This window comes from Sodalis sp. RH24 (assembly GCF_047324145.1).
Classification (GTDB): Bacteria; Pseudomonadota; Gammaproteobacteria; order Enterobacterales; family Enterobacteriaceae; genus Acerihabitans.
Genome location: NZ_CP178729.1, coordinates 1,433,343 through 1,458,629, shown reverse-complemented (window position 1 = coordinate 1,458,629; position 25,287 = coordinate 1,433,343). Strand labels below are relative to the sequence as shown.

General features: G+C 57.0%; 21 protein-coding genes. 19 read left to right on the top strand and 2 right to left on the bottom strand.

The window, feature by feature from the left end; genetic code table 11:
* Positions 1-3 precede the first annotated feature (3 nt).
* The 6 genes from ACL2XG_RS06725 to ACL2XG_RS06700 are packed head-to-tail and all read left to right on the top strand — an operon-like array spanning position 4 to position 6,147.
* A complete protein-coding gene (locus ACL2XG_RS06725) occupies positions 4-969 on the top strand; it encodes an ABC transporter permease (RefSeq protein WP_413722539.1) in 966 nt (321 codons plus the stop codon).
* Between the two features lie 3 nt (positions 970-972).
* Positions 973-1,848 (top strand): ABC transporter permease, encoded by an 876-nt coding sequence (locus ACL2XG_RS06720; RefSeq protein ID WP_413722540.1) that lies wholly within the window; start codon positions 973-975, stop codon positions 1,846-1,848.
* Positions 1,845-2,858 carry an ABC transporter ATP-binding protein gene (locus tag ACL2XG_RS06715; RefSeq protein ID WP_413722541.1) on the top strand — a complete coding sequence of 338 codons (1,014 nt, stop codon included), beginning with the start codon at positions 1,845-1,847 and terminating at the stop codon, positions 2,856-2,858. Before ACL2XG_RS06720 ends, ACL2XG_RS06715 begins: the two co-directional genes overlap by 4 nt.
* Positions 2,858-3,838: an ABC transporter ATP-binding protein gene (locus tag ACL2XG_RS06710; RefSeq protein WP_413722542.1), complete on the top strand. Its 981-nt coding sequence runs from the start codon at positions 2,858-2,860 to the stop codon at positions 3,836-3,838. Before ACL2XG_RS06715 ends, ACL2XG_RS06710 begins: the two co-directional genes overlap by 1 nt.
* Before the next feature lie 10 nt (positions 3,839-3,848).
* The gene (locus ACL2XG_RS06705; protein WP_410015555.1) at positions 3,849-5,405 is read left to right on the top strand and encodes a class I adenylate-forming enzyme family protein; all 1,557 of its coding nucleotides are present in this window, start codon (positions 3,849-3,851) and stop codon (positions 5,403-5,405) included.
* Positions 5,398-6,147 (top strand): SDR family oxidoreductase, encoded by a 750-nt coding sequence (locus ACL2XG_RS06700; protein WP_413722543.1) that lies wholly within the window; start codon positions 5,398-5,400, stop codon positions 6,145-6,147. Before ACL2XG_RS06705 ends, ACL2XG_RS06700 begins: the two co-directional genes overlap by 8 nt.
* A gap of 54 nt (positions 6,148-6,201) precedes the next feature.
* Here the strand turns inward: ACL2XG_RS06700 and ACL2XG_RS06695 are convergent, their stop codons facing one another.
* A complete protein-coding gene (locus ACL2XG_RS06695) occupies positions 6,202-7,353 on the bottom strand; it encodes an amidohydrolase (protein ID WP_410015553.1) in 1,152 nt (383 codons plus the stop codon).
* Positions 7,354-7,728: 375 nt separating this feature from the next.
* Here ACL2XG_RS06695 and ACL2XG_RS06690 point away from each other — a divergent pair, with 375 nt between their 5' ends.
* From ACL2XG_RS06690 to ACL2XG_RS06630, 13 genes are all read left to right on the top strand, one after another.
* Positions 7,729-8,625 carry a LysR family transcriptional regulator gene (locus ACL2XG_RS06690; RefSeq protein WP_413722544.1) on the top strand — a complete coding sequence of 299 codons (897 nt, stop codon included), beginning with the start codon at positions 7,729-7,731 and terminating at the stop codon, positions 8,623-8,625.
* 449 nt (positions 8,626-9,074) lie between these two features.
* Positions 9,075-10,070, top strand: coding sequence for an enoyl-CoA hydratase/isomerase family protein (locus ACL2XG_RS06685; RefSeq protein ID WP_413722545.1), 996 nt, complete (start codon positions 9,075-9,077; stop codon positions 10,068-10,070).
* Positions 10,071-10,268: 198 nt separating this feature from the next.
* Positions 10,269-11,108 carry a 3-keto-5-aminohexanoate cleavage protein gene (locus ACL2XG_RS06680; RefSeq protein ID WP_413722546.1) on the top strand — a complete coding sequence of 280 codons (840 nt, stop codon included), beginning with the start codon at positions 10,269-10,271 and terminating at the stop codon, positions 11,106-11,108.
* A 58-nt stretch (positions 11,109-11,166) separates the two neighbouring features.
* Positions 11,167-12,336: a thiolase family protein gene (locus ACL2XG_RS06675; protein WP_410015549.1), complete on the top strand. Its 1,170-nt coding sequence runs from the start codon at positions 11,167-11,169 to the stop codon at positions 12,334-12,336.
* 2 nt (positions 12,337-12,338) lie between these two features.
* Positions 12,339-13,004 (top strand): 3-oxoacid CoA-transferase subunit A, encoded by a 666-nt coding sequence (locus ACL2XG_RS06670; RefSeq protein WP_410015548.1) that lies wholly within the window; start codon positions 12,339-12,341, stop codon positions 13,002-13,004.
* Positions 13,001-13,645 carry a CoA-transferase gene (locus tag ACL2XG_RS06665; protein WP_413722547.1) on the top strand — a complete coding sequence of 215 codons (645 nt, stop codon included), beginning with the start codon at positions 13,001-13,003 and terminating at the stop codon, positions 13,643-13,645. The genes ACL2XG_RS06670 and ACL2XG_RS06665 overlap by 4 nt, the downstream gene beginning before the upstream one ends.
* 170 nt (positions 13,646-13,815) lie before the next feature.
* Positions 13,816-15,174 (top strand): MFS transporter, encoded by a 1,359-nt coding sequence (locus tag ACL2XG_RS06660; protein WP_413722548.1) that lies wholly within the window; start codon positions 13,816-13,818, stop codon positions 15,172-15,174.
* Between the two features lie 201 nt (positions 15,175-15,375).
* A complete protein-coding gene (locus ACL2XG_RS06655) occupies positions 15,376-16,554 on the top strand; it encodes an acetyl-CoA C-acetyltransferase (RefSeq protein ID WP_413722549.1) in 1,179 nt (392 codons plus the stop codon).
* A gap of 342 nt (positions 16,555-16,896) precedes the next feature.
* Positions 16,897-18,807: an FAD-dependent oxidoreductase gene (locus tag ACL2XG_RS06650; protein WP_413722550.1), complete on the top strand. Its 1,911-nt coding sequence runs from the start codon at positions 16,897-16,899 to the stop codon at positions 18,805-18,807.
* Positions 18,808-18,959: 152 nt separating this feature from the next.
* Positions 18,960-19,646, top strand: a complete 687-nt coding sequence (locus tag ACL2XG_RS06645; protein WP_410015543.1) for a 4Fe-4S dicluster domain-containing protein — start codon at positions 18,960-18,962, stop codon at positions 19,644-19,646.
* Positions 19,643-20,581, top strand: coding sequence for a cytochrome c nitrite reductase subunit NrfD (gene nrfD, locus ACL2XG_RS06640; protein ID WP_413722551.1), 939 nt, complete (start codon positions 19,643-19,645; stop codon positions 20,579-20,581). The genes ACL2XG_RS06645 and nrfD overlap by 4 nt, the downstream gene beginning before the upstream one ends.
* On the top strand, positions 20,582-21,967 hold the full coding sequence (locus ACL2XG_RS06635) for an MFS transporter (protein ID WP_413722552.1): 1,386 nt from the start codon (positions 20,582-20,584) through the stop codon (positions 21,965-21,967). It abuts the gene before it with no gap.
* Between the two features lie 250 nt (positions 21,968-22,217).
* Entirely contained in the window at positions 22,218-23,564 is a 1,347-nt protein-coding gene (locus tag ACL2XG_RS06630) for a carbohydrate porin (RefSeq protein ID WP_410015540.1), read from the top strand.
* Between the two features lie 61 nt (positions 23,565-23,625).
* Here the strand turns inward: ACL2XG_RS06630 and ACL2XG_RS06625 are convergent, their stop codons facing one another.
* A complete protein-coding gene (locus ACL2XG_RS06625; RefSeq protein WP_413722553.1) occupies positions 23,626-25,119 on the bottom strand; it encodes a sigma-54 interaction domain-containing protein in 1,494 nt (497 codons plus the stop codon).
* Positions 25,120-25,287 lie beyond the last annotated feature (168 nt).

Below are 25,287 nucleotides of genomic sequence, written 5' to 3'. Positions count from 1 at the left end.
GGCATGATGCGCATTATTCTGCGCCGCCTGTTGCAAGCGGTGCCGCTGCTGCTCGGGGTGGTCATCATCAATTTCGTATTGATGAAATGCGTGCCCGGCAGCCTGCTGGACGTGATGACCGCAGAACAGCAGGTTACCGACCCGGCGATGATCGAGCGGCTGCGCGCGTTATACGGGCTGGATCAGCCGGCCTGGCTGCAGTTGCTGAAGTATATCGGCGCGGTGGCCCGGCTGGATCTGGGTTTTTCCTACCGGCACAACCTGCCGGTGCTGGACGTCATCTTATCGCACCTGCCCGCCACGTTGCTGCTGATGCTGGCAAGCATCGCGGTGGCCCTGATGGTGGGCGTCGGCGCCGGCGTGCTGGCCGCCATAAAAGTCAACAGCGCCTGGGACACACTGATATCGGCGCTGGCGGTGCTGTGTTTCGCCGCGCCGGGTTTCTGGCTCGGCATCATGATGATTATTCTGTTCTCGGTAAAACTCGGCTGGTTTCCGGTGGGCGGGATGGAAACCATCGGCGCCGATGAGCGGCCCTGGGGACGGGTGGCGGATATCGTCCATCATCTGGTGCTGCCGGCGCTGACCCTGGGCCTGTTTTATGCCGCGACCTACGCGCGGGTGATGCGCGCCTCGATGCTGGAAATCGCCCAGCTGGATTTTGTGCGCGCCGCCAGGGCCAGGGGCCTGAGCCGGCTGCGGGTAATAACCGGGCATATGATGCGCAATGCCCTGTTGCCGGTGGTAACCCTGTTCGGCCTGCAACTGGGCACCGTGCTGGGCGGCAGCGTCGTGGTGGAATCCGTGTTCAGCTGGCCCGGCATCGGCCAGGTCCTGTTCGACAGCGTGATGAGCCGCAATTTTCCCGTGGTGATGGGGGTGCTGGTGCTTAGCTCGCTGGTGGTGATCGTGGTGAATATCCTGGTGGACGTGGCGTATTCCCGCCTGGACCCGCGGATTGGGAGCTGAAATATGTCTGTAGTCGTCCCCCTGTTGCCCGCCGCCGCGCCGCGCCTGGCGCTGCTGCGCCGGTTTTGCCGCCATCGCGGCGCGGTATGCGGCGCGCTGATTGTGTTGGTCATCGCCGCCGCCGCGCTGCTGGCGGGCTGGCTTTATCCCGTCGACCCGCTGCGCATTGTGGCCATGCCGGAGATTTGGCCCTTTACCGATTGGCGCTATCCGCTGGGCACCGACTCCCTGGGTCGCGACATCATGGCGCTTATCGTCCACGGCGCGCGCGCCACCCTGCTTATCGGGCTGGTGGCCAGCCTGGTGGCCACCACGCTCGGCGTGGCCGTGGGAGCCGCCGCCGCCTGGTTTGGCGGCTGGATCGACGAAGTGCTGATGCGCATCGCCGAGCTGTTCCAGATCATTCCCAACGTGGTGTTTGTGCTGACCGTGGTGGCGGTGCTGGGCCCGCGGATAGAAAACATTATTATCGCCGTCGGCCTGGTTTCCTGGCAGCCCATTGCCCGGCTGACCCGGGCCGAATTCCTGTCCTTCAAGGATCGCGAGTTCGTGCTCGCGTGCCGGGCCTGCGGCATGGGCAATCTGCGCATCGCCCTGGGCGAAATCCTGCCCAATGTCATGCCGCCGGTGATCGTGCTGTCGTCGCTGGTGGTTGCCGGGGCGATCTTGTACGAATCCGTTATCTCCTTCCTCGGCCTTGGCGATCCCAATCTGGCCAGTTGGGGCCGGCTGGTGGGGGAAGGGCGCACGCTTATCCGCTCCTCTTGGTATATCTGCGCGGTGCCGGGCGTGGCGATTATGCTGGCGGTGCTGGCGCTGAACCTGATTGGCGACGGGCTGAACGATGCCCTGAACCCGAAGCTCAGGGATCGCCTATGAGCAGCGTGCTGGAGGTCAGCGACCTGCGCGTCGAACTGCGCGGGCGCCAGGGCAGCGTGACCGCGCTGGACGGTATCTCCCTGACCCTCGCGGCTGGCGAAACCCTGGCGGTGGTGGGCGAGTCGGGCTGCGGAAAATCCCTTACCGCGCTGGCGCTGATGGGGCTGCTGCCCACCCCCCCGGCGCATTTGAGCGGCGGAGAAATACGGTTTGAAGGACAAAATCTGGTGGCGCTGGGCGAAAGGCGGATGCGGCAACTGCGCGGCAATCGGCTGGCGATGATTTTTCAGGACCCGATGAGCTCGCTTAATCCGGTGAAAACCGTCGGCGATCAGCTGGGCGAGGTCTTGCGGGTGCATTTAGGCCTGTCGCGGCGCGAAGCCTGGCGCCGCGGCGTCGCCCTGTTGGAGCAGGTACATATTACCGACCCGGCCAGGCGCATGGATGAATATCCGCATCGATTATCGGGCGGCATGGCGCAGCGGGTCATGATCGCCATGGCCATCGCCTGCAAGCCGGCGGTATTGATCGCCGACGAACCCACAACCGCCCTGGATGTGACCATACAGGCGCAAATACTGGCGCTGCTGCGGGAGCTGCAGGCGGATACCGGCATGGCGCTGATGCTTATCACCCACGATTTGGGCGTGGTCGCGGCCATGGCCCAGCGTGTGGCGGTGATGTATGCCGGCAAAATCGTCGAGGAAGCGCCGGTGCTGGAACTGTTCGACTATCCGCTGCATCCCTATACGCAGGGACTCTTGCGCGCCACGCCGACCCCGGGACGGCCGGATGAGCGGCTGGTGGATATCCCGGGACGGGTGCCGGCCCTGGCGGAATTACCCGCGGGCTGCGCTTTTGCGGCGCGCTGCCGGCAGGCAACGCCCGCGTGCGCCCTGCAGCGGCCGGAGCTGACGCCTCTGCGTCCGGCGCACCGGGCCGCCTGCCTGGTGACGCAAGCGCAGGCGCAGCCCGCGCCGCTACGCTGGATCAACGGAGGCCGGCACTGATGAAACCATTGCTTAGCGTAAACAATCTGCAGGTTGGTTATCCCACCCGCGACGGGCGGGTATTCGCCCTGTCTGGGGTGGATCTGACCCTCAGCCGCGGTGAAACCGTCGGGCTGGTGGGGGAGTCGGGCTGCGGCAAATCCACCCTGGGCAAGGCGGTGATGCGGTTAATTCCCAGTACCGGCGGCAGCATACATATCGGCGATGCCGACATTACCCATTTAGGCCGCAAAGCCTTGCTACCCTATCGGGCGGATATGCAGATGATGTTCCAGGACCCGCAGGGGTCGCTTAATCCGCGCCAAAGCGTGGGAAAAAGCATCGGCCGGCCGCTTGAGGCGGCGGGCTGGCAGGGGGCGGCAATCCGGCGGCGGGTCGGCGAGCTGCTGGAACTGGTGGGATTGCCCGCGGCGGCGTCCTCACGGTTTCCCCATGAGTTTTCCGGCGGCCAGCGTCAGCGCATCGGCATTGCCCGGGCGTTAATCCTGGAGCCTAAGGTTATCATCTGTGATGAGCCGGTCTCCGCCCTGGACGTATCGGTGCGGGCGCAGGTGATTAACTTGATGCGCGATATCCAGCAGCGCACCGGCGTGGCCTACCTGTTCATTTCCCACGATCTTTCCGTAGTGGAATATATCGCCGACCGGCTGCTGGTCATGTACCTGGGACGCATCGTTGAGAGCGGTCCCACGCGCCAGGTGTGGGCCAAACCCGCCCATCCTTATACTTCCGCGCTGCTGGCGGCGGCGCCGGTGGCGGATCCCCGCGCAGCGCGCAGCCGCAACCTGCTGACGGGCGAATTGCCCAGCCCCATTTCCCCGCCGCCCGGCTGCCCGTTTCACACCCGCTGCCCGCGCGCCAAAGAACATTGCCGGGTGGAGCGTCCGCCGCTGCGCGCCGGCGGCGACCAACGACAGGTCGCCTGCCATTTTCCCTTATTTGACGTTGACGCCGCGCAATTACCGCCACCGGCGTTATAAAGGAGTCGCTATGCCGTTTCATCACCACAACCTGGGCGATCTGATCGTCCGCCGCGGGGATTTACAGCGTGATGCGCTGATTGACCTGGGCGATCCCGCCCGCCCGCGCCATTGGAGCCATCGGCAGATTGATGAGCTGGCCGGCGGCGTCGCCCGCTACCTGAGCGATCTTGGCCTGCCCCGGGGCAGTACCGTCGCCATCGCCTCGCTTAACAGCGCGCAATACATTGCCGCGTATTTCGGCATTATGCGGGCGGGGCTGGTCGCGGTGCCGCTCAATATCAAAGTACCGATCGAGACGCTGGAATACCTGGTGGCCGACGCGCAAATTCGCCTGGCGTTTGTGGACGAGGCGCGTTACGCGCTTTTAAAAGGCAAACTGCCGCTGGTGAACTTTGACGGCGACGGCGAGGACGCTTTCCGGCGGCGTATCAAGCCGCAGGCTTTCGACACCGTGCAACCCCTGCCGGGGGAGGTGGCGATGATTCTTTACACCTCCGGCTCCACCGGCCGGCCGAAAGGCGTGCCGCTGACCCACCAGGGGCAGCTGTGGGCGCTGGAGGCCACCCGCAGCGGCGGCGTGGAGCCGGACGCGCCGCAGGCGCGTTACCTGTTGGCGCAGCCCTTGTTTCATATGAACGGCTTATTTCTCACCAAACGGGTCTTTGCGGTTAACGGCTTGCTGGTGGTGCTGCCGGCATTCGACGCCCAGCGCTATGCCGCCGCCCTTGCCGATTACCGTATCAATATCGTCACCGCCGTGCCGACCATGTTCGCCCGGCTGTTGCGCGATCCGCGCCTGCTGGCCGGGCGGGATTACTCCGCCCTCAACCGCCTGATGCTCGGGTCCGCCCCCATGTCGCTCTCGTTGCTCAACCGTATCCAGCAGGCGTTTCCCACGGCGACCATCACCCACGGTTATGGCACCACCGAGGCGGGGCCGGCGGTGTTCGGTCCTCATCCCGACGGGTTGCCCACTCCGCCGCTGGCGCTGGGATACCCGCTTGCGGCGGGAGAAGTGAAGCTGGTGGACGGGGAAACGGAAAACGACGGCGTGCTCTGCATGCGCAACCCGGCGGTGACCCCGGGTTATCTCGGCCTGCCGGAAAAAAGCAGCCAGGTGTTTCGCGGGGGCTGGTATTACAGCGGTGATGTCATGCGACGCGATGAACAGGGATTTTATTATTTTACCGGCCGCGCGGATGATATGTTTGTCTGCTCTGGCGAGAATATTTTTCCGGTGGAGGTGGAGAAAACGCTTGAGTCCCATCCCCATGTGCGTCAGGTCTGCGTGGTACCGCTGCCCGATGAGGAGCGCAGTCAGGTGCCGGTGGCGTTTGTGGTGCTACAGCCCGACAGCGCCCTGAGCCCGGATGCCTTAAAGCAGTATGCCCTCGCGCACGGCCCGGCCTACCAGCATCCGCGGCGTATCGCCTTCCTGGCCGAATTGCCCTGGGCGGGCACCAATAAAGTGGACCGCCATGCGCTGACGCAACTGGCGCGCCTGCTGGAGGCGCGCCAGGGGTGGGATAACCCCCTGGCAGCGACGGAGCCGGACCATGCCTAAAATAGCCCTGGTCACCGGCGCCAGCCGCGGTATCGGCCGGTCCATTGCGCTGGCGCTGGCCCGACAGGGCGTGGCGGTGGCCGTGCATTATCGCCGTGCGCGGGAGGACGCGGCGCGCGTGGCCGATGACATTGAACGGGCGGGCGGCCGCGCCTTTATCCTGCAGGCATCGCTGGAAGAGAGCACGGGCGCGCAGCTGCTGATGGACCGCCTGCAGGCTGAGTTGACCCGGCTTTTCGGCGCGCCGCGGTTTGATATCCTGGTCAATAACGCCGGGCAGGGAGGACGGGCGGCTATCGCGGAAGTCACGCCGCAGCGGCTGGCCGATACGCTGCAGGTCAATTTTATTTCGCCGTTTTTCATTATCCAGCGCGCCATCCCGCTGCTGCGGGACGGCGGGCGGATAATCAATATTTCCTCCATGAGTACCCGGGCCGCTTTCCCGGAAATGGCGGCCTATGCGCCCGCAAAAGCGGCGCTGGAAAGCCTCGGCGTGTTGCTGGCGGCTGAGTTGGGAAGCCGGGCCATCACGGTGAATGCCGTATTGCCGGGCGCGACCGCCACGGCGATGAACCCGCGCGCCGCCGATCCGCAGTCCGCGGCGGTGATCGGCCAAAGCGTGGCGCTGGGCCGGGTGGGCCAGCCGGAAGATATCGCGGAAGTGGTGGCGTTTCTGGCCGGCGAGGGCGGCCGCTGGATAACCGGGCAGCGCATCGACGCCAGCGGAGGCCAGCGATTGTAGCCGGCCCCCGGCGCCGCGCCTGAGCGCCGGCCGCGCGCTATCGGCTCCCGACGCTCAGCGCCGCAGCTTATGCAGCGTCTCATGCGCCAGGCGCGTGAAATAGCGCGCCGCCGGGGCGATGAGCGCTTCCGCGGGATCGAAACGCGGATGATGCAGGCCGAAGGCGCTGGCCGAACCGATATTGACGAACGCGCCGGGCAAGCGGTGCAGATAAAAGGCAAAGTCTTCGCCGCCCATCAGCGGCGGCAGATCGTGGACCCGATAACCCTCCCGGGCCGCCACGTCCTTGGTGAAATCCGCCCATTCAGCGCTGTTTACCAGTACCGGCGGCCCGGCGTGCCAGCGCAATTCGGCATGGGCGCCGAAGCCGGCGGCGATATGTTCAATCAGGCGGGTGATTTTTTCCGGCATCCTGGCCCGGACCGCCGTATTATGAGTGCGCACCGTGCCCTCAAGTTCCACCTGCTGCGGCAGCACATTCCAGGTATTGCCGCCGTTGATGCGCGTGACGCTTAACACCACCGATTCCAGGGCGCTAAAGGCGCGGCTGGGCAAGGTTTGCAACGCGGTGATGATATGCGCCGCCAGCACGATGCTGTCGACGCCTTCCTCGGGACGGGCGGCATGGGCGCCTTTACCGTTAACCAGGATTTCAAAGCGGTCGACGTTGGCATGCAGCGGCCCGGAACGGGTGCCGAATTCGCCCACCGGTAAATCGGGGGCGTTATGGCCGCCGAAGATCACGCTCACGCCCTCCAGCGCGCCGGCGTCGATAAGTTGCCGGGCGCCGTCGAAGGTTTCCTCGGCCGGCTGGAACAGGATCCGGACTTTACCGGCCAGATCGGCCTCCCGCTCCTTCAGCAGCAGCGCGGCGCCCAGCATAATCGAGGTGTGGATATCATGACCGCAGGCATGCATGACGCCGGGGTTACGTGAACTGAACGGCCGGTCCGATTGCTCATCAATGGGCAGGGCGTCGATATCGGCGCGCAAGGCGACGATCGGCCCGTCGCGACGGCCGATTTCCGCGACCACGCCGGTGTTCAGCGCGAGCGGCAGGAGAGGGATGTCCGCTTCGCTTAACCATTGCCTGATTTTTTGCGTCGTCTGGAATTCGTGATTGGATAATTCCGGATATTGATGCAGCTCCCTGCGCCAACCCACCAGCTTCTCCCCTAAAATATCCGTTAAAACCTCAGATGTCATGGTCTGTCATCCCGCAAAGGCTATTTCTTTTGTCAGACAAAAAAGCTAACAACCCCGCCAGCGCGGGTCAAAGATTAAATATGGCTGAGCTTAGGCATGAAATGGAAAAGCAAGGACGGGCGTCACCCGGTAACAGGGCGAATATTTGGCCGCGCATCCTACCCTGGCCCTATCACGCAACCTGCGCCCGGCAGTACACATTTAACTCACATTTTAATTACATCTGTCTGACTTATGCCGTCGTTTAATGGCGATTATGCGAAAACTTCATAACGAAAGCCCTGGCGGAGTAAAGCCTTTGATGAGTCTCACGGTTTAGCCGGTGGCTCTCCAGTAGGATAAGGATATGTATTATTCAGTGGCTAGAGAACTATCATGGAAACACAACTTTTACATGAATTCGTTTTATTATCGAAAACACTGAATTTTAGTAAAGCCGCGCAGAAAATGAATATCACCCAGCCGGTATTAAGCCGGCATATGAAATACTTGGAAGAATATTTTGGCGCTAGTTTTTTTAAACGCGATACACATAAAGTCGAACTGACCACCGCGGGGAAATTATTTACCGAAGAAGCAGGGAAAATATTATTACAGTATGAGACGTCCATATCGGCGATCCATTCTTTTACCGGCAAAAGCCGCCGCCGGCTTGCCGTGACGTTTCTGGGGGAAGCCATCCAGAAATTCTTGATTACTTTCCTGACGCAGTTCCGCGCCACCCATAACGATATCCTTATAGAATGCCGCGACAGCGAGCTGGATGAGGCCCTCGCGTTACTGGATAATCACGCCAGCGACATGGGATTTCTTATCAGGCCTAATTTTATGGCCAATGAATCGAGATTTTGCACGCTGCCTTTTCAAACCGATCCGCTGTGCGCGGTGGTCAATAAATGCCATCCCCTGGCCGGACGCGGCAGCGTTTCCCTGCGTGAGGTCAGCGAATGGCCGATAATGCGCATTGATCCCCGGGAATTTTCCTTGTCCGATGAATACAGCACCCGTTTCTTGACCATTCGTAACATTGATTTCACCCTGGATAAAGAATACCCCAATCTTAAGACCTGCTGCTTTAACCTGGAATTTAGCGACCGCGCGGTGCTCCTGATGCCCAGGCACCGCGGATACCTGACCGGCCAGAACTGCGTTATGCTGGACATTGCCGAACAGGACTGCTGGTTTAACCTGGAACTGGTGTGGGACAGCAAAAATACCAATCCCTCGGTGGCCATATTTTTGAAAGAGTTTAAATCTTTCTTAAAACAGTAAATTAAGATGCCATCCCGCTTACCCTCCCCAATGCGCTATATCAAACCTTCATTGCATTTTATCATATAGCTATATATCTCTTTATGGTCCTCTTGCGCGTAATATTTAGCCTCCTCTTTCCGCCTGTGAAAGAATTTAATTTCCTATTGATAAATATGCTGAATATAGTCCAGTTCCCTTAATGGCAATCGGCATGCGCAATACGCTATTTTCTTGTTTTTTATGATGCGGGTCACCTATGTTCTTCAGGCAAAATCTGCGCCTGCGGTAACATCGCCACAATGGTTATGTCGAAAATGCATAGCCGGAAAAATAAAAAGAATTTCCACCATTTGTACAGCGATGGTACGTTTTTATTGCCCGAAAGCACCGGACCTAAAATGTATATCACATCATTTAAACCTGTGTTGCTTCCAAGAGATTCTAATAAAGCTATAAAGGAGTAAACCATGGCAATTAAAGCCAATTACGAGTCTGATCACGGAAAACGAAAAGAAATGTCCCATAAGGAATTGGGAACAATTCCCCATATGCGTTTCGAAGAGTATGCGGAGAAACTGAAACACTGCTTCACCATGAAACGGGAAAACGGCATTCTCGAAGCCCGACTGCATACCAACGGCGACAGCCTGCAATGGGGGGCGCCCGCGCACCAGGCTCTTCATTACTTTTTCGACTGGGCCGGCAGGGATCCCGATAACGAGGTCATCATCCTGGGCGGGACGGGAAAGGACTTTATGAAGGGCATCGGCCGGCTTGACGATAAGGGCAACTGGGGCCCGGCAACCGAGTTCAACTCCGCGCCGGAAGAAGCCTGGAAGATGTACGAGTATCAATACTATGACGGTACCAACGATATCGAAGGCCAGGTATTCGATGTGGAAGTGCCCACCATCGGCGTATGGAACGGCGCCGCTTTCCATACCGATCTGGTGCTTTTCAGCGATCTTACCCTTTGCACCGAAGATGCGTGGACCACGGATATGCACTTTCGCGTCAACATGGTGCCCGGTGACGGCATCGGCATCGCCTGGCGGGAACTGATGGGCCGCAAGAGATATGCCTATGCGGAACTGACCGGCGAGATCATCACGGCCCGCAAGGCCCTGGCCCTGGGGATGGTTAACGAGATCTGTCCGGATACGGAATCCTGCTACGCGCGGGCGCAGGAAATCGCCGAACTTATTATGCGTACCGGCAGCCGCGTCACCCGCCGCATTACCACTCAGCAGCTCAGAAAAGCATGGAAAGAAGATATCGCCAATGAGCTGCGCAACGCCTTCTCCACCGAAATGTTCGTCACCGCCACCGAACACAGCCCCCACGAAGTCAATTACTGGCACTGGGCGCACGAAGAGGCTGAGCTGGTCAAGGCGGCCGAGAAGAAAGGCAAGGTCATACGTCCGCGCGTCAACGGCGGCCAGGAAGAAGACGAAATCAAGTAACGGGGCATCCGGTGAGGGATGAACCGCCATTGCCAGTCGCCGGGTCGCCATACCGGAAAACGACACGGCGCATTTGATTATTGTCGCCGCGGCACCGTTGCCGGCGGCGCGCGTACCGGCACGTCACGTTGCCTGCCGGTGCGTCCGGGCATCCTTTTGCCGGCAAAAATTCCTACCAATCGCAAGCGGGGCAGGTCCATGAATACAGGGAACGACGTCATCATATCCGCCGCATTGACCGGCGCGGTGACACCAAAAGACATCAATGAAAATATTCCGCTGACGCCCGAAGAAATTGCCGCGGACGCGTACCGCTGCTGGCAGCGGGGCGCCGCCATCGTCCATCTCCATATGCGCGACGATCGGGGGCTGGGTACGATGGACAGCGGAAAATTTGCCGAAACCATCCGTCTGCTGCGCGCCCGCCATGACTGCGATGTGATTATCAACTGCACCACCTCCGGCGACCATCGGGCCAGCGATAAGCAGCGGCAGGAGCATGTGGCCAACCTGAACGGGATAGAAATGGCGTCCTGGGACGCGGGTTCCTTTAACTGGATGCCCGGCGGCGTGTTTATCAATTCCCCGCAGTTTTTAGGCGCTCTCGGCGAGGTGCTGACCGCCCGGGGCATCAAACCCGAAGTGGAGATTTTCGATGCCGGCATGCTGGGCATCGCCGGGTATTTTGTCGAACAGGGCAAGCTGGCCGGGCCGCTGCATTATCAATTCTGCCTCGGCGTGCCGGGGGGAATGCCCGCCACGGTAGAGAACCTGCTTTATCTCCGTGAGCACATCCCTCCCGAGGCCACCTGGTCGGCATTTGGCGTCGGCAAGGCGCATATGTCCATGCTGTACGCCGCCATAGCGTTGGGCGGGCATGTCCGCGTGGGGCTGGAAGACAACGTCTATTTCCGCAAGGGCGTAAAAGCGTCCAATGCGCAGTTGGTGGAGCGCGCCGCACAGGCAATCCGCTTGTTCGGCAAAGAGGTGGCCACACCCGAACAGGCAAGAAAACTGCTGGGGCTCCGGCCGTTATAAACCAGGCCTTACCCGGGCCCGCCCAGCGGGTCCTGCAGGCATGCAAAAGAAGGTTGTTATGAGAGACGCAGTCATAGTATCGGCGGTTCGTACCCCGGTGGGTAAATGCCGCGGCGTGTTGGCGGCGGTACCGGCGCATATCCTGGGCGCACTTACCGTCAGGGAAGCGGTGGCCCGCGCGAACATCGAGCCGGAAAGCATTGATGATGTGATATTCGCCAACCTGATGAATAACGAAATCAATAACATGGGCCGCATGGTGGCGTTGGAGGCCGGGCTGCCGGTTTCCGTACCGGGGATAACCCTGGACCGTCAGTGCGCCGCGTCGCTGAACGCGCTGGCCTACGGCGCTATCCAGATCGCGGCCGGTTTCGCCGACGTTATTGTCGCCGGCGGGGTGGAAAGCGATTCCCGCCGCACCTGGCAGCTGGAAAAAACCGACAGCGCCTATGCGGTACAGCCGCCGCGCTTTGTCGATATCCATACGTCGCCGGATAGTCTGGGCAACCCGCCCATGGGCATCACCGCCGAAAATGTGGCCGCCAGGTACGGTTTGTCCCGCCGCCAGCTTGACGAGTTCGCGTTGCGCAGCCACCGGCTGGCCGGCGCCGCCTGGCAGGCGGGCCGGTTTGAGGAGCAGATTGTGCCGGTGCCCGTAACCGACAAAAAAGGCCGGCAAACCCAGGTGTCGCGCGATGAGCCGCTGCGCACCGATTGTTCCCTGGACGCCCTGGCTTCCCTGCGGCCCAGTTTCAAACAAGACGGCGTGGTGACCGCCGGCAACAGCTCGCCCATGAGCGACGGCGCCGGTGCCATGGTGCTGATGGAACGTTCGCTGGCGGAAAAAAACGGCCACGCGATCCTGGGCGTCTTTCGCGGCTACGCGGCGGCGGGAGTGGATCCCAACCTGATGGGACTGGGACCGGTTCCCGCCACCGCCAAACTGCTAAAGCAGGCGGGACTGGCGGTAGGCGATATCGATTTATGGGAGCTGAACGAGGCGTTCGCCGCTCAATCGCTGGCCTGCATCCGGGAAATCGGTATGGACCCCGCACGGGTCAATCCCAATGGCGGCGCCATCGCCCTGGGACATCCCCTGGCGGGCACCGGGGCAATCCTCACCGCGAAAACCCTGTATGAAATGAAGCGCCGCAACCTGGACAAGGCCGTTATCGCCTTCTGTGTCGGTGGCGGCCAGGGCGTGGCGGTTTTGCTGACGAGGAATTAATCATGCCGGGAAAATATGCCTTAGCCGATGACATCACCCGTCTTTTTCAAGACGGCCAGACGCTGATTTGCGGCGGGTTCGCCAATTGCGGCGTACCCAATCACCTGATCCAATGCGTGATAGACAGCGGCGCCAGGCACTTCACGCTGATTGCCAACGATTCGGGCGACGCCGACCTCACCATCGGCCGCCTGATTCATCACGGTCTGGTGGATAAGCTTATCGCCTCCCATATCGGCCGCAATACCGAAACCGTGGCGCTGGTGGCGGCGGGAAAACTCCAACTGGAACTGGTGCCCCAGGGCAGCCTGGCGGAGCGGATCCGCTGCGGCGGTTCGGGATTGGGGGGCGTTCTGACCAAAACCGGCCTGGGTACCGTAGTCGAGGAAGGGAAACACCGGGTGGTGGTAAACGGAGAACTGTATTTGCTGGAAACCGCGTTGCGGGCGGATATCGCCCTGGTGCGCGCCCGTACCGCCGACCCGCTGGGCAACCTGACCTATCGCGGCACCATGCGCAACTTCAATCCACTGGTGGCCAAGGCGGCGAGGGTAACCCTGGTGGATGCGGACATGCTGGTGGACCTGGAGGAATACGGCATGGATCGCATCGTGACCCCGGGCGTCTATGTGGACAAGATCCTGACAACGCGAGGAGAAAGACAATGAATGCCCGTGAAAGGATAGCAAAGCGTGCCGCAGGGTATTTTTCCGCCGGCGATGTGGTCAACCTGGGCATCGGCATTCCCAGCCTGTGCGGCGACTACGCGCAGCCCGGCGTAATGTTCCATACCGAAAACGGCCTGGTGGGCATGGGTCTGCTCACTTCGGGCATGCTGGCGACGGAAGGATTCTGCAATGCCACCGGCATGCGTTTTGCGCCGGTGCCCGGCGCCAGTTCATTCGACAGCGCGGAGTCCTTCGGCCTGGTCCGTTCCGGCAAACTGGCGGCGTCGGTGCTGGGCGCCCTGCAAGTGGCGCAAAACGGCGATCTGGCCAATTGGGCCCAGCCCGGCCGGGTGTTCGGCATGGGCGGGGCGATGGACCTGGTGAACGGCGCCCGCAAGGTCATTATCACCATGGAGCTTTGCGCTAAAGATGGCGCACGCAAAATCGTCAACGCCTGCAGTTATCCCCTGACGGGCAAACGCTGTGTCAATCATATCGTTACCGAACAGTGCGTGATTGACGTTACCCCGGACGGGCTGGTGCTGGTGGAACTCCTGGCGGGATTGACCCCACAGGACATCCAGCGTCAGGTCGAGCCGCGGCTGATTGTGGCCGATGTCTTGAAAACCATGGAAATATAGCGTCCGGAGGACACCGTGATAAAAAGCGCTCCAGGTAGATTTGCGCCAGATCACGACACGGGCGATGACGTCGAAACCGGGGCGGAAAACCGGCAACCGTGCGCAACATCCCGATAAACCCACTACGCATCCCCGGGCGCGGCCCGACTGCGTACAACGAGCTGACCATTATGACTGGGCAAGAAAAACACCTGGCGCTGCCACAGAAGACTGTCGATCTTACTACCCGGGGGGACGATCATCTTTCCGCCACCAAAAGCAGTTTCGGCTTCCATGGATGGACCATTATCTGTTTCCAGGCCCTGATGTTCTGGCTGGCCGCGGGCGCCGTAACGCATGGCTTGAATGTGATCCTGCCCGCCTTATCCAACACCTTTAACCTGGAGTACAACGCGCTGCTGGCGCTGGCGACCCCGGCCTCCTGGGCTTCAATCCTGGCGGGGCCCCTGTGCGCCAAGCTGTGTGAAAAGAAGGGACCGAAATTTAATATCGTTTTCTGCCTTATCGCCTGCGGCTTGTGTTTCGGCCTGCTGGGCTACTGGGGGACGCTAACCGGTTTTACCGTACTGTTTGCCGGGGTCTGTTTTTTCGGCACCGGTTTCGCCTATCTGGGCGGAACCGCTCTTATCGCCAACTGGTTTATCCGTAAACAGGGCCTGGCGCTGGGCTGGTGCACCATGGGGCAAACCTTTTCCAGCGCCTTTTTCGTGCCGGTGCTGGCCGGGTGTTTCTCATGGTTTGGCGTGCATAACGGCTTTTGGGGCGTCTCGCTGCTGATGTTCGCCACCGCGCTGCTGGTGGCGCTATTTGCCGCCAACAAACCGGAAGACATCGGCTGCGCGCCGGACAATGCGCCCATTACCGCCGAGGAACTGGCCGAACGGATTCGCGCGCATTCAGACTACATTTGCCCGGTCACCACCGGTCAATTGCTTCGCATGAAGGACGTCTGGTTCATGGGCATCGCCACCGGCGGTATCTATATCATGCTGGTGGGGGTGGTGAGCCAGATTGTGCCCCGCCTGATGGGCATGGGATTTGAACTGGGCACCGCCATCTTCTATATGACCCTGGCGGCGCTGTTCGGCACCTTCGGCGCCTATGGCTGGGGCTGGCTAAACCAAAAGGTGGGCATTAAAGCGGCCATCTCCATTTACACCTTGTGGTGGATGGTATCGGTGGTTATCAACATCGTCCAATTTAATACGCTGACCCTGTGGATTTCTCTGCTGATGATCGGTTTTAGCCTGGCGGGCGCCACCAATTTAAGTACCGCGCTGATTGCCACTAAATTTCCGCGCAGAGCCTATATCCGGGCCATCGGCATTATCGCGCCCATCCAGTCCATTGTACGCTGCTTCGCATTTTCCATTCTGGCGCTGGGATTGACCTATCTGGGGGGATATACCGGCGCTTATCTCCTCTTGGTAGGGGTCGGCGCCGTGACATTGATTTTGATTTGGCAAACCGATGTGACGCCGATAGGAACATTGACGCCAACATCCGGCGAACACCCCGGCCTTCGTTAATGGCGAAAAGAGAATCAAATAGGTTTTTACCCGAACCTGAATAGGATGAATTTATCAAAAACAACCGCCGGCAATGTGCCGGAAATAATAATTGCCGCGATTATTCATCGGGATAAAGCGGACGCTGATTAAATCGTAACAGGCATTCTAATAAGACAGGGTTTCCTGGAGAAATATAATGAGATTCAGCAGGAGGTCAATATGACGGGAATTGTTATTGCCAGTGCCGTGCGTACCGCAATCGGCAGCTTTGGCGGCAGTCTGGCGTCGCTGGCCGCCCCCCGGTTGGGCGCGCTGGTGGCGCTGGAAAGCCTCAGGCGCGCCGGTATCCCGCCCGATATTATCGACGAGGTTTTCCTGGGTAATGTCCTGCAGGCGGGATTGGGCCAAAACCCGGCCCGTCAGGCGATGCTGCATGCCGGCATTAATGAAAAGACCCCGGCGACCACCGTCAATGTCGTCTGCGGGTCCGGCTTGAAAAGCGTCATCCTGGCGTCCCAGGCTATCGCCGCGGGCGATGCGCAGATTGTCCTGGCCGGCGGGATGGAAAATATGTCGGCGGCGCCTTATCTGTTGGATAAAGCCCGCTGGGGCTACCGGATGGGGGAAGGCGCCATTATCGACAGCATGGTGCATGACGGACTGTTTTGCAGTGTTAATCAATACCATATGGGCATCACCGCGGAAAATGTCGCCGTCCGGTATAACATCAGCCGGCTGGAGCAGGATCAGATTGCCCTGCGCTCGCAGCAGCGGGCGGTGGCGGCCATTGGCAACGGCGCGTTCCGTAATGAGATTCTGCCCGTGATCTTGCCCGGCAAAAAAGGCGACATTATTTTCGATACGGATGAACATCCGCGCGGGGATGTCAGCGCCGAGGGCCTGGCCAGGCTGCGTCCGGCCTTTGCGCCTGAGGGCAGCGTCACGGCGGGGAATGCCTCCGGCATCAATGACGGCGCGGCCGCGCTGGTGGTAATGAACGAAGCCCGGGCCCGCGCACTCGATATCAGGCCGTTGGCGCGGATCCGCGGTTATGCCACCTGCGGCGTCGACCCGGCGTTTATGGGTATCGGGCCGGTGCCGGCGGTGCGCGCGGCACTGAATAGGGCCGGTCTGGGTATCGGTGATATTGACCTGTTCGAGGCCAATGAAGCCTTTGCCGCGCAGTTCGCCGCGGTGGGCCATGAGCTGGGGCTGGATGAAGACAAAACCAACGTCAATGGCGGCGCCATCGCCCTGGGCCATCCCATCGGCGCCTCCGGCGCCAGGATATTGGTAACGCTGCTCTATGCCCTGGCGGCCCGGGACAAAACCTTCGGCGTGGCAACCCTGTGTGTCGGCGGGGGATTAGGGGTGGCGATCGTGGTGGAACGCTTGTGACATATGTCTTACCGTCAGGGGGAAAATAGGGGCTTAAAAAATAAAAACGGGAATAATTTAAGGCCGAGTACAGGTCTTAATTCATAAATGCATTAAAAATACAAAAATGGATGATTACTGTTTTTACGGGCTGGTTTTATATCCCGGCTTTGACGATATTTTTTATAGCCAGGATTGAAAACCGACATAATAAGTGCGGCGAAGTTGGAAATGACGCGTAATAAAGCCAATTGCAATCATTTTAGGTCATGTGCCCGATAAATTCGGACGTGGATTAATATTGGCACTAACTTTGCTCAATATCGCGGGTAGATAAAACCTATATAAGCGGAACGATATTCTATGAAAAACGATTACGTGAAAAAAAGCTTATCAGCACTGGTTGCGCTCATTCTGGGCTGCTCTGCGGGTCTGTCGGCCAACGCGGCTGTTACCGCCGGCGATTATACGGCTGCGGCCAAAGGCAAGGAAAGTGATGTCAGGGTCACGGTTTCCATTGATCAAGCGGGAACGATTAAAAACGTCGTCGCTGACGCCTCCGGAGAAACCCCTGAACTGGGGGGCGTGGCGGGTCCCCAGGTCGCCAAGGCCATCGTTGACCGCCAAAGCCTGGACGTCGACGGCATGACCGGCGCCACCGAAACCAGCGATGCCGTTAAACAAGCCGCCAAGGCGGCCTTGCAGCAGGCCGGTGCGGATATCGGCAAATATACCAGCGTATCGGCTAAAACCGCCGTCCCTGTCGCCGATGAGGAAAAAACAGTGGATGTGGTGGTCATGGGGGGCGGCACTTCCGGCACCGCCGCCGCGCTGGCCGCGGCGGAAAAAGGCGCTAAGGTGCTGGTGATTGAGAAATCCGCGGTGGTGGGCGGCAGCGGCAATATGGCCAGCGGCTTTTTTGCCGTGGGATCGGCGCTGCAAAAATCCTTAGGGATGAAATATACCCCGCAGGACCTGACGCACCGGCTGCTGGATTATAACCACTTTTTATCCAATGGCCCGCTGACTAAAGCCATTGTGTATAAGTCCGGTTCAACGGCTGACTGGATGGAAAAACATGGCGTGAAGCTGGAGATTAAGACCGCCGCCAAAGACACCAACCAATTACAGCAGGCGCACATGGATGATCCTATCAAGTCTGATATTTACCACCATTATCTCAATACCAATGCCGCCTATAAAAGTCTCTATGCCGACTTCCAGCAATATGGCGGAGAATTGCTCAAAAGTACCGCTGTGACATCATTGATTCAGGAACAAGACGGCAAAGTCACCGGCGTCATTGCGCAAAAGGCGGACGGTGGCAAATTACTCGTCCACGCCAAGGCGGTTATCATCGCCAGCGGCGGGTTCGGCGGTAATGAAAAATTAATACGGGACGTGATGGATACACCGAATATTCATATCCTGGCCTGGCCGAATCAGGGCGAAGGCCTCAAAATGGCCTGGGCCGCCGGCGGGGCGGAGTGGAACTTTCATTCCGCATTGATTCACGCCTGTAAACTGGTGGGAATTACTTCGTCAGCTTCCGCCGATAAAGGCAATGCCGAAAATGATAGTCCCCTTATTTGGTTATTGAAATCACCATTATTATGGGTGGACGCCAACGGTGAGCGATTTGGCGATGAAGGCCTGGTGTATGATTCGGCGTACTGGGCAAATGTGTCTTATTCGGTGGGCGGTAAATATTACATAATTCTCGATAATCAGACTTTGAATGCCTATACCAAAAAAACATTCCCCTTTCCTTTATCCGGCGCCGGTCCGGCCAATCCTCCCAAGGGCGGCGATTTCACGGCGCTGGCGGATACCGCTGTCGATGGGGGTAAAAGTAAAAATATTTTCAAAGGACAGACACTGGAAGAACTGGCAAAAAATATGGGTGTGGAAGCCGGCCAATTGGAGAAAACCGTTTCCCGTTATAACGATCTGATCAAAGCCAAAGTTGACGCGGACTTTGGCAAAAAACCGGATTATCTGATTTATCCGGTGAAAACCGGACCCTTCTATGCGTTTGAAACCCAGGTGGTGAGTTTAAGCAGCATCGGTGGGGTAAGGGTTAACGCCAAATTACAGGTCACCGATATTAACGCCAAACCTGTCCCGGGATTATATGCGGTGGGCAATGTCGCCGGAGGTTTTTACAGCGGACCCTCTTATCCGCCTTATGAAGGCTTAGCTAATGGCTTTGCTCTGAATTCAGGCCGCATTGCCGGGGAAAGCGCGGCGGAAACCATCGCGGCCGCTCATTAATATCAGCAGGGCGAGAGGGCTAAACAGTGTCTTCAAACTGTACCCTATACAGTCAAATGGGCTGGTGAAATACAGGAGCATAATACCTTGCTTCAGGATACCGGCAAGGGATGAAGCATTGCTCGCGCATTATATTTAAATAAGGGGTCGTTATGGGCGTGTCGCGTCGCGGGTTTATTATGGGAATAGGCGGAGCCGTGCTGGCGGCCAATTCAATTAACCGTATTCTGGCGGAGGTCATTAATCCGCAAACTCTCATTGTGGGTAATATCCGCTACGGCATGATCCATGACGAAACCCGCTGCATTGGCTGTCGTGCCTGTGTCCGGGCCTGCCACAAAGTCAATAATGTTCCGGAGGAAGTCACACGGCTGGATATTCTGGATAACGGCACGTACCGGGAGATGGATAAAACCTCGCGGCAGTTCAAGCGTAAATCCTGCCAGCATTGCGATAACCCGCCGTGCGTTGCGGTTTGCCCTACCGGCGCTTCTTATAAAGACGCTACAACGGGCATTGTTGATGTCCACCACGATCGGTGCGTTGGCTGCCGGTACTGTATCGCCGCCTGTCCCTATCACGTGCGCTTTATCCATCCGCTGACGAAGACGGCGGATAAGTGCAATTTTTGCCGTGATACCAATCTGGCCGCCGGCAAGCCCCCCGCCTGCGTGGCGATCTGCCCGGTGAAGGCGCTGACCTTCGGTAATCTGGACGATCCCGACAGCGATATCGCCAAACTCATCGCCAGCAAAACGGTATACCGTGAAAAAGTATATTTAGGCACTCACCCCAAGCTCTATCATATCGCCGGCAAATTTGGAGAGATACGAGGATGAACACTGCGTTTCATTTCGCTACCCTGGTCTGGGATTGGCCCATTGCCATTTACTTATTATTAATAGGTATTTCATCAGGCATGGTTATCATAGCCGTTTTGCTTAAAAGGCAACTCCTCGTGGCAAATGCCGGCAGCGACGGCATTATCAAGGCGACGGTAGTTATTGCGCCTTTAACGGTTGTTCTTGGGCTGGTGATCCTTATTTTCCATTTGGCGCGTTCGTGGACTTTTTGGTATTTGATGGTGTTTTATAATCCCCATTCGGTTATGTCGCTGGGGGTAATGTTATTCCAGGTTTATATGGCGGTGCTCATACTCTGGATTATCGCCATCTATCAGCAATACCTCCTTGATATGATTAAATCAAGATGGCTGAAACGGATTATTTTTTTCATCGCGGGATGGGAACGCCGGCTTGATATGGCGGTATTTTTGTTGGCCATTCTGCTCGGGGTCTATACCGGCTTCCTCTTGCTGGCCCTGAAATCCTATCCGTTATTGAATAACCCGGTATTGCCTCTGCTTTTCCTGGTCTCCGGCCTGACATCCGGGGTGGCCATGGCGATATTTTGCGGACTGGCGTTCTGTAAACAATCGGTTTATTCGCCGTCCCTGGCTTTTATTCATCGACTGGAACCGCCGCTTATCTTGACCGAGCTTGGCCTGCTGGCGGTTTTCTTTATCGGCCTGATTTTTGGCGGCGGGCAAAAGGAAGCCGCGGCGTTAAATGCCCTGAGCGGTTTTTGGGGGGCCGTGTTTTGGCTTGGCGTGGTGGGACTGGGTATGGTATTGCCTATGGCTTTAAGGTTGCTGTGCGCAGGCCGTATCACCTCCCATAAAGTTTATTGGCTATCGATGTCGGGCGTCGCATTGGGCAGCGTGTTTATGCTGCGCATGTTTATATTGTATGCGGGACAGATGGTAATGGCATAAATGAACAACTTAACCTGGCTTGTGAGCGTTGCATCATTAACTTTTTTTATGCAATCTTTGGATACCACCATGTTATATCTGGCTATCCCCTCCATGGCGCAGGCATTACATCAGTCCTCCCTTAGCATGGGGATGGTGGTGGTGTCTTATATGCTGACAGTGATGGTTTTTACGCCGGTATGCGGCTGGCTGGCGGATACATACGGCTATCGGCGAATCTATCTCTTAGCGTTGGGCTTATTTAGCCTTGGCTCGTTTTTGTGCGCCGCGGCGGATACGTTAACCGCCATTATCCTGGCGCGTTTTTTACAGGGCATTGGGGGAGCGCTAATGCTGCCGGTGACGCGCGTGGTCATTTTAAAAACGACCCTCCCGGCGGATAAATTATCCGCCTTAAATAAGATCACGTTATTGGGGTTGGGCGGAACGCTGCTGGGACCGCCGCTAAGCGGACTGCTGATAACCACATGCTCCTGGCGCATGATTTTTCTGGTAAATATTCCTCTATGCCTGATCTGTGTCGTCCTGGCAAAAAAATATATGCCCGAACAGCTAACATCAAGTATGCGGGGAAAATTCGATACCATAGGATTTATGCTGGTGGTACCGGCATTGTTATTAATCTTGCTTGGCTTGTTGGGCATCGGTAAACACTATTTTACCGGAATGTGGGTAATTATATTCTTCCTAATAGCAATGCTGTTGTTATATCGCTATAAAAACCACCAAGATAATACCAATGATCCGCTATTCACTCTTTCGCTGTTTCGTCACAGAACCTTTGCCGTAGGCATAGCCAGTAATATTTGCGTGCGGATTTTTATAGCGTCGGTACCTTTAGTCCTGTCGCTGATGCTGCAACGGGAATTTAACTATTCACCGAGGGGTGTCAGTATCATTATGCTGTCGCTGGCGTCGGGTTCGATAAGCGCCCGGTTCCTGCTGCGCCCGGCATTGATATGGTGCGGCTACCGGTGTTTGTTGCTTATCGCGACGACGGTAAGTGCTGCGTTAATCTATTCTTTGACTCTTCCTGGGTTGAACGGCTCGCTGGATAGCGTCGTTATATTGATATTTATTCTGGGGGTGTTTACTTCTGTCCTGTATGCCACCATGAATACTCTGACGTTCAGCGAGTTAACTGATGAGACCTATCACGCCGGCAACAGCTTGCTGATACTGAGCCAGCTGCTTTCAATCATAATAAGCGTTACGTTAACATTTACGGTGCTTCATTATGTTAACTACGCCGCTAACGCCAGGGGGCTGGAAAATTACCATGTGTCATTTTTATTGATGAGTTTTGGTTTGTTTTTATGTTGCTTTATTTTTTTACGCCTGGATAAAAACGATGGCGATGTTTTTGTGCAGGAAACGCAGAAGTAATAACGCGGTTATTTAAAGAATAATCCTGACTGCCAGTAATATTAGGTAGTTATGACATCTGATGTTTTAACAAAATGTAATTATCGATGATAACCAGAGCCGGAAAAACAACGCGCTGATAGCGCGCCCGGAATAGGGCATGCTATCGCGGTTGGGCCGTCATTGAATATATTCGTGGCCGGCCGTTTCCGTCCTATTACCTCAATGGGATAGAACAATGAAAATAACGCCTCATAATATATGGAATAGAATGCTATGTTCCGGCGCGATCGCCTGCGGCATAGCGCTGACGAGCAGCGCGGCGTTTGCCGCCAGCGACGCGGAATCTTCAGGACGGCCGCTGTCCGATGCCGGGGGATGGCTGTCGGAGCACGGCGTTACCCCACATATCATGGCCTCTCAGCTTTGGCTGGGCAACCCCAGCGCGGGGACTTCCACCGACGAGCAGCAGGCCTACACGATGTTTTTTGCCGGCGCGGATTTCGATCTCGATCGTATGGGATTCATACCCGGCGGCACGGTCCACTTTATGCAACTATGGGTGCCCTTCGCCCATAATACTCTCTATGGCAATAACGCCGGCGGCATGTTGGCCGGCGATCCGCCGCCCTATATCCCCAAGGTCTCGCATTTGCTGCGTTTCGGTTATGAACAGCAACTGTTTAACGATCGGCTCTCCATTGAACTGGGCAAGAGCAATCCCGGCCAGTTTGTCGGTTTCAGCAACTGTAACGTGCCGTCGTCCTGTATAAATACCGTACTGAATAAAACCGCGGGGTTCGCCCCCGCGCCTTACGCCGGCTGGGGCGCACGCGCCAGCTATCACTTTACGCCGGCGCTGGAGTCCAATATCGGTGTCTGGCGTACCTACCAGGCGTTTCCGTTCACCAACGGCTGGGAACGGTGGGACGACGACTTAGATACCGGCAGTACCCTGCTGGTCGCTAATTTAGCGCGGCGCGCCAGCTGGCGGCAGGAGCCCTATCCCTTCAACTGGGAGGTCCTGGCGTTCCACAATAATTTGCAATACAACGATGCCTACGCCACGGTGAACGGCACCTCGAAGGTATACGACGGCAGCTCGGCGGTGATTACCCATAAAGGGGTTTCCGGCTTTTATCTTACGGCAAAAAAAGCCTTATGGCGGCGTGATGGCGGGGCCGATCCCCACAATCCCGCGCCCAGCGCCGTAAGTCTGCACGGCAGCTGGTCGCAAACCCTGCAATCGGATGCCTACACGGGAATAGCCACGTTGGCTGATGTCGGGCTTATCTGGTCGGGCCCCTGGCAGAGCCGTCCCGATGACAGCTACGGCCTGACTTTCCGCTGGGGCAGGCTGACGGATGGCGAACACCGTTATTTGCAGGATATGTACGATTCCCTGGGCGGAACGGGGTGGCAGGTGCCGCGTAACGAACAGCAGTTAAGTATCGACGCTTCCTTTATGCTCACGCCGGAGGTCAATTTAACGATGACCGGGTCTCGGGTCTGGAACAACACCAATTACCAGTATGCCTATACCAACGTCAAACCAGAGGATGGCTACACATTCTGGATCCAGGTCAACGTCATGCTGGAAAAACTGCTTGGTCTGTGAGGGCTGCGAACAGGGAAAACTGCCGGCCCGTCCTGGCGCCGGCAAAATGTGTTTACGGTTATCATTGCTGATGGCAAATCATATTCGTATCCGTACCGAACCTTCTGCGTCCCAGCCCCAGGGATTGCATTTTCCTGACGATGGTGGGCTGGGATACGCCCAGGGCGGTAGCGATATGATAGGTGGTTTTATATTTATCCTGGGCCAGCGCCAATACAGTCCTTTCAATTTGCGACAGAATATCCGGCAGGGTATGGTTAAGGCGCAGTTGCCTGGCGCAAAAATTCAATGCTTCGTCATCCAGATGGTCAGGTTGCGGATGCTGTTCATTCTTGCATAGCAGCGGAGAGATGATTTCTTCGGTAATGAAATTTTCCTCGGAACAAATATACAAATATTCAATGATGTTTTCCAGTTCGCGGATATTGCCCGGCCAGGCGTAATTGACTAACAGTGTCAACGTCGGGGCGGGGAATCTGATTATTCTGTTATAAAGAGCATCAAATTTATGCAGGAAATATTCAGTCAGTAACGGAATGTCGCTTTTTCTTTCCCGTAAAGGGACGAGATGAATCGGAATAAGGTTAATGCGGTAAAAAAGATCTTCACGGAATTTTCTCTCGGCGACTTTTTTATCCAGATCGGCATTGGTGGCGGCAATGACGCGCACATTCAGTTTGACAGGTTTAGTTCCGCCTAAGCGGACGATTTCTTTTTGCTGCAAGACGCGTAACAATTTCGCCTGGGCCTCGAAGGGTAAATCGCCGATTTCATCCAGGAATATTGTTCCGCCGTTGGCCTGCTCAAAAAAACCGGCTCTTCCTGAACCGGCGCCGGTGAATGCGCCTTTTTCATAACCGAAAAGCTCACTTTCTATAAGGCTGACCGGTATTGCCGCACAATTAAGCTTGATAAAAGGCCGGTCTGCCCGCGCGCTTAGTTTTTGGATATTCTCAGCCACCACTTCTTTACCTGTGCCGGATTCTCCGCGTATTAAAACGGATGCATCCGTTTTTGCGACCCGCAGCATAATCCGCTTCAGTTCTTCCATCGGTCTGCTGACGCCGATAAAATTAGCGAAAGGTGGGGAAGCCGGCCCTGCTATTTTTTCCAATGGTTCATGATAGGATTCGAATGAATAAATCGGATAGTTGAATTTGGCATGCAGTTTCTGGAAAAAAGATTGCGCATACAAGATAGACACCACATGTTCAATCTCGTTTTCTTCATCAAGCACCGGCATACCTGACACAAAAGCCATTTTTTCCGGTAACAGATGATGAACAAAAAACGCCATGGCCTCTTTCTTTTGTTTGAGGACTTCGGTGGTAATCGCGCTTTTGAAATATTTTCCTTCTTTAATAATATCGTCAATGCTCCGGCCAAGGATGGCATCAGCCTCTATGATGGGGTTTTCCCGCAGGTAAGCCAGGTTGATATATTCCGTTACGCCGCTGGAGTTGGTTATATAGATAGGGCATTCCAGGGTATCGACGATTTTCTTGAAATCTATCCCAGCCTCGTTAGCCGTTTGGAGAAAATTTGCGCTGGACATGATGGGCCTCTTGAAAACCGGTGATGGTAAAACAGACTATACCGGCTCAAGGAACCAGCGAATGTTAGATCAAGTTATAAATAAATTTGATGGCTGGATATGTGAAATAAATCACATATCGATCCGGTCTTAAGCAGCATTTTTATTTATGTTAAGAAGTAATAGATT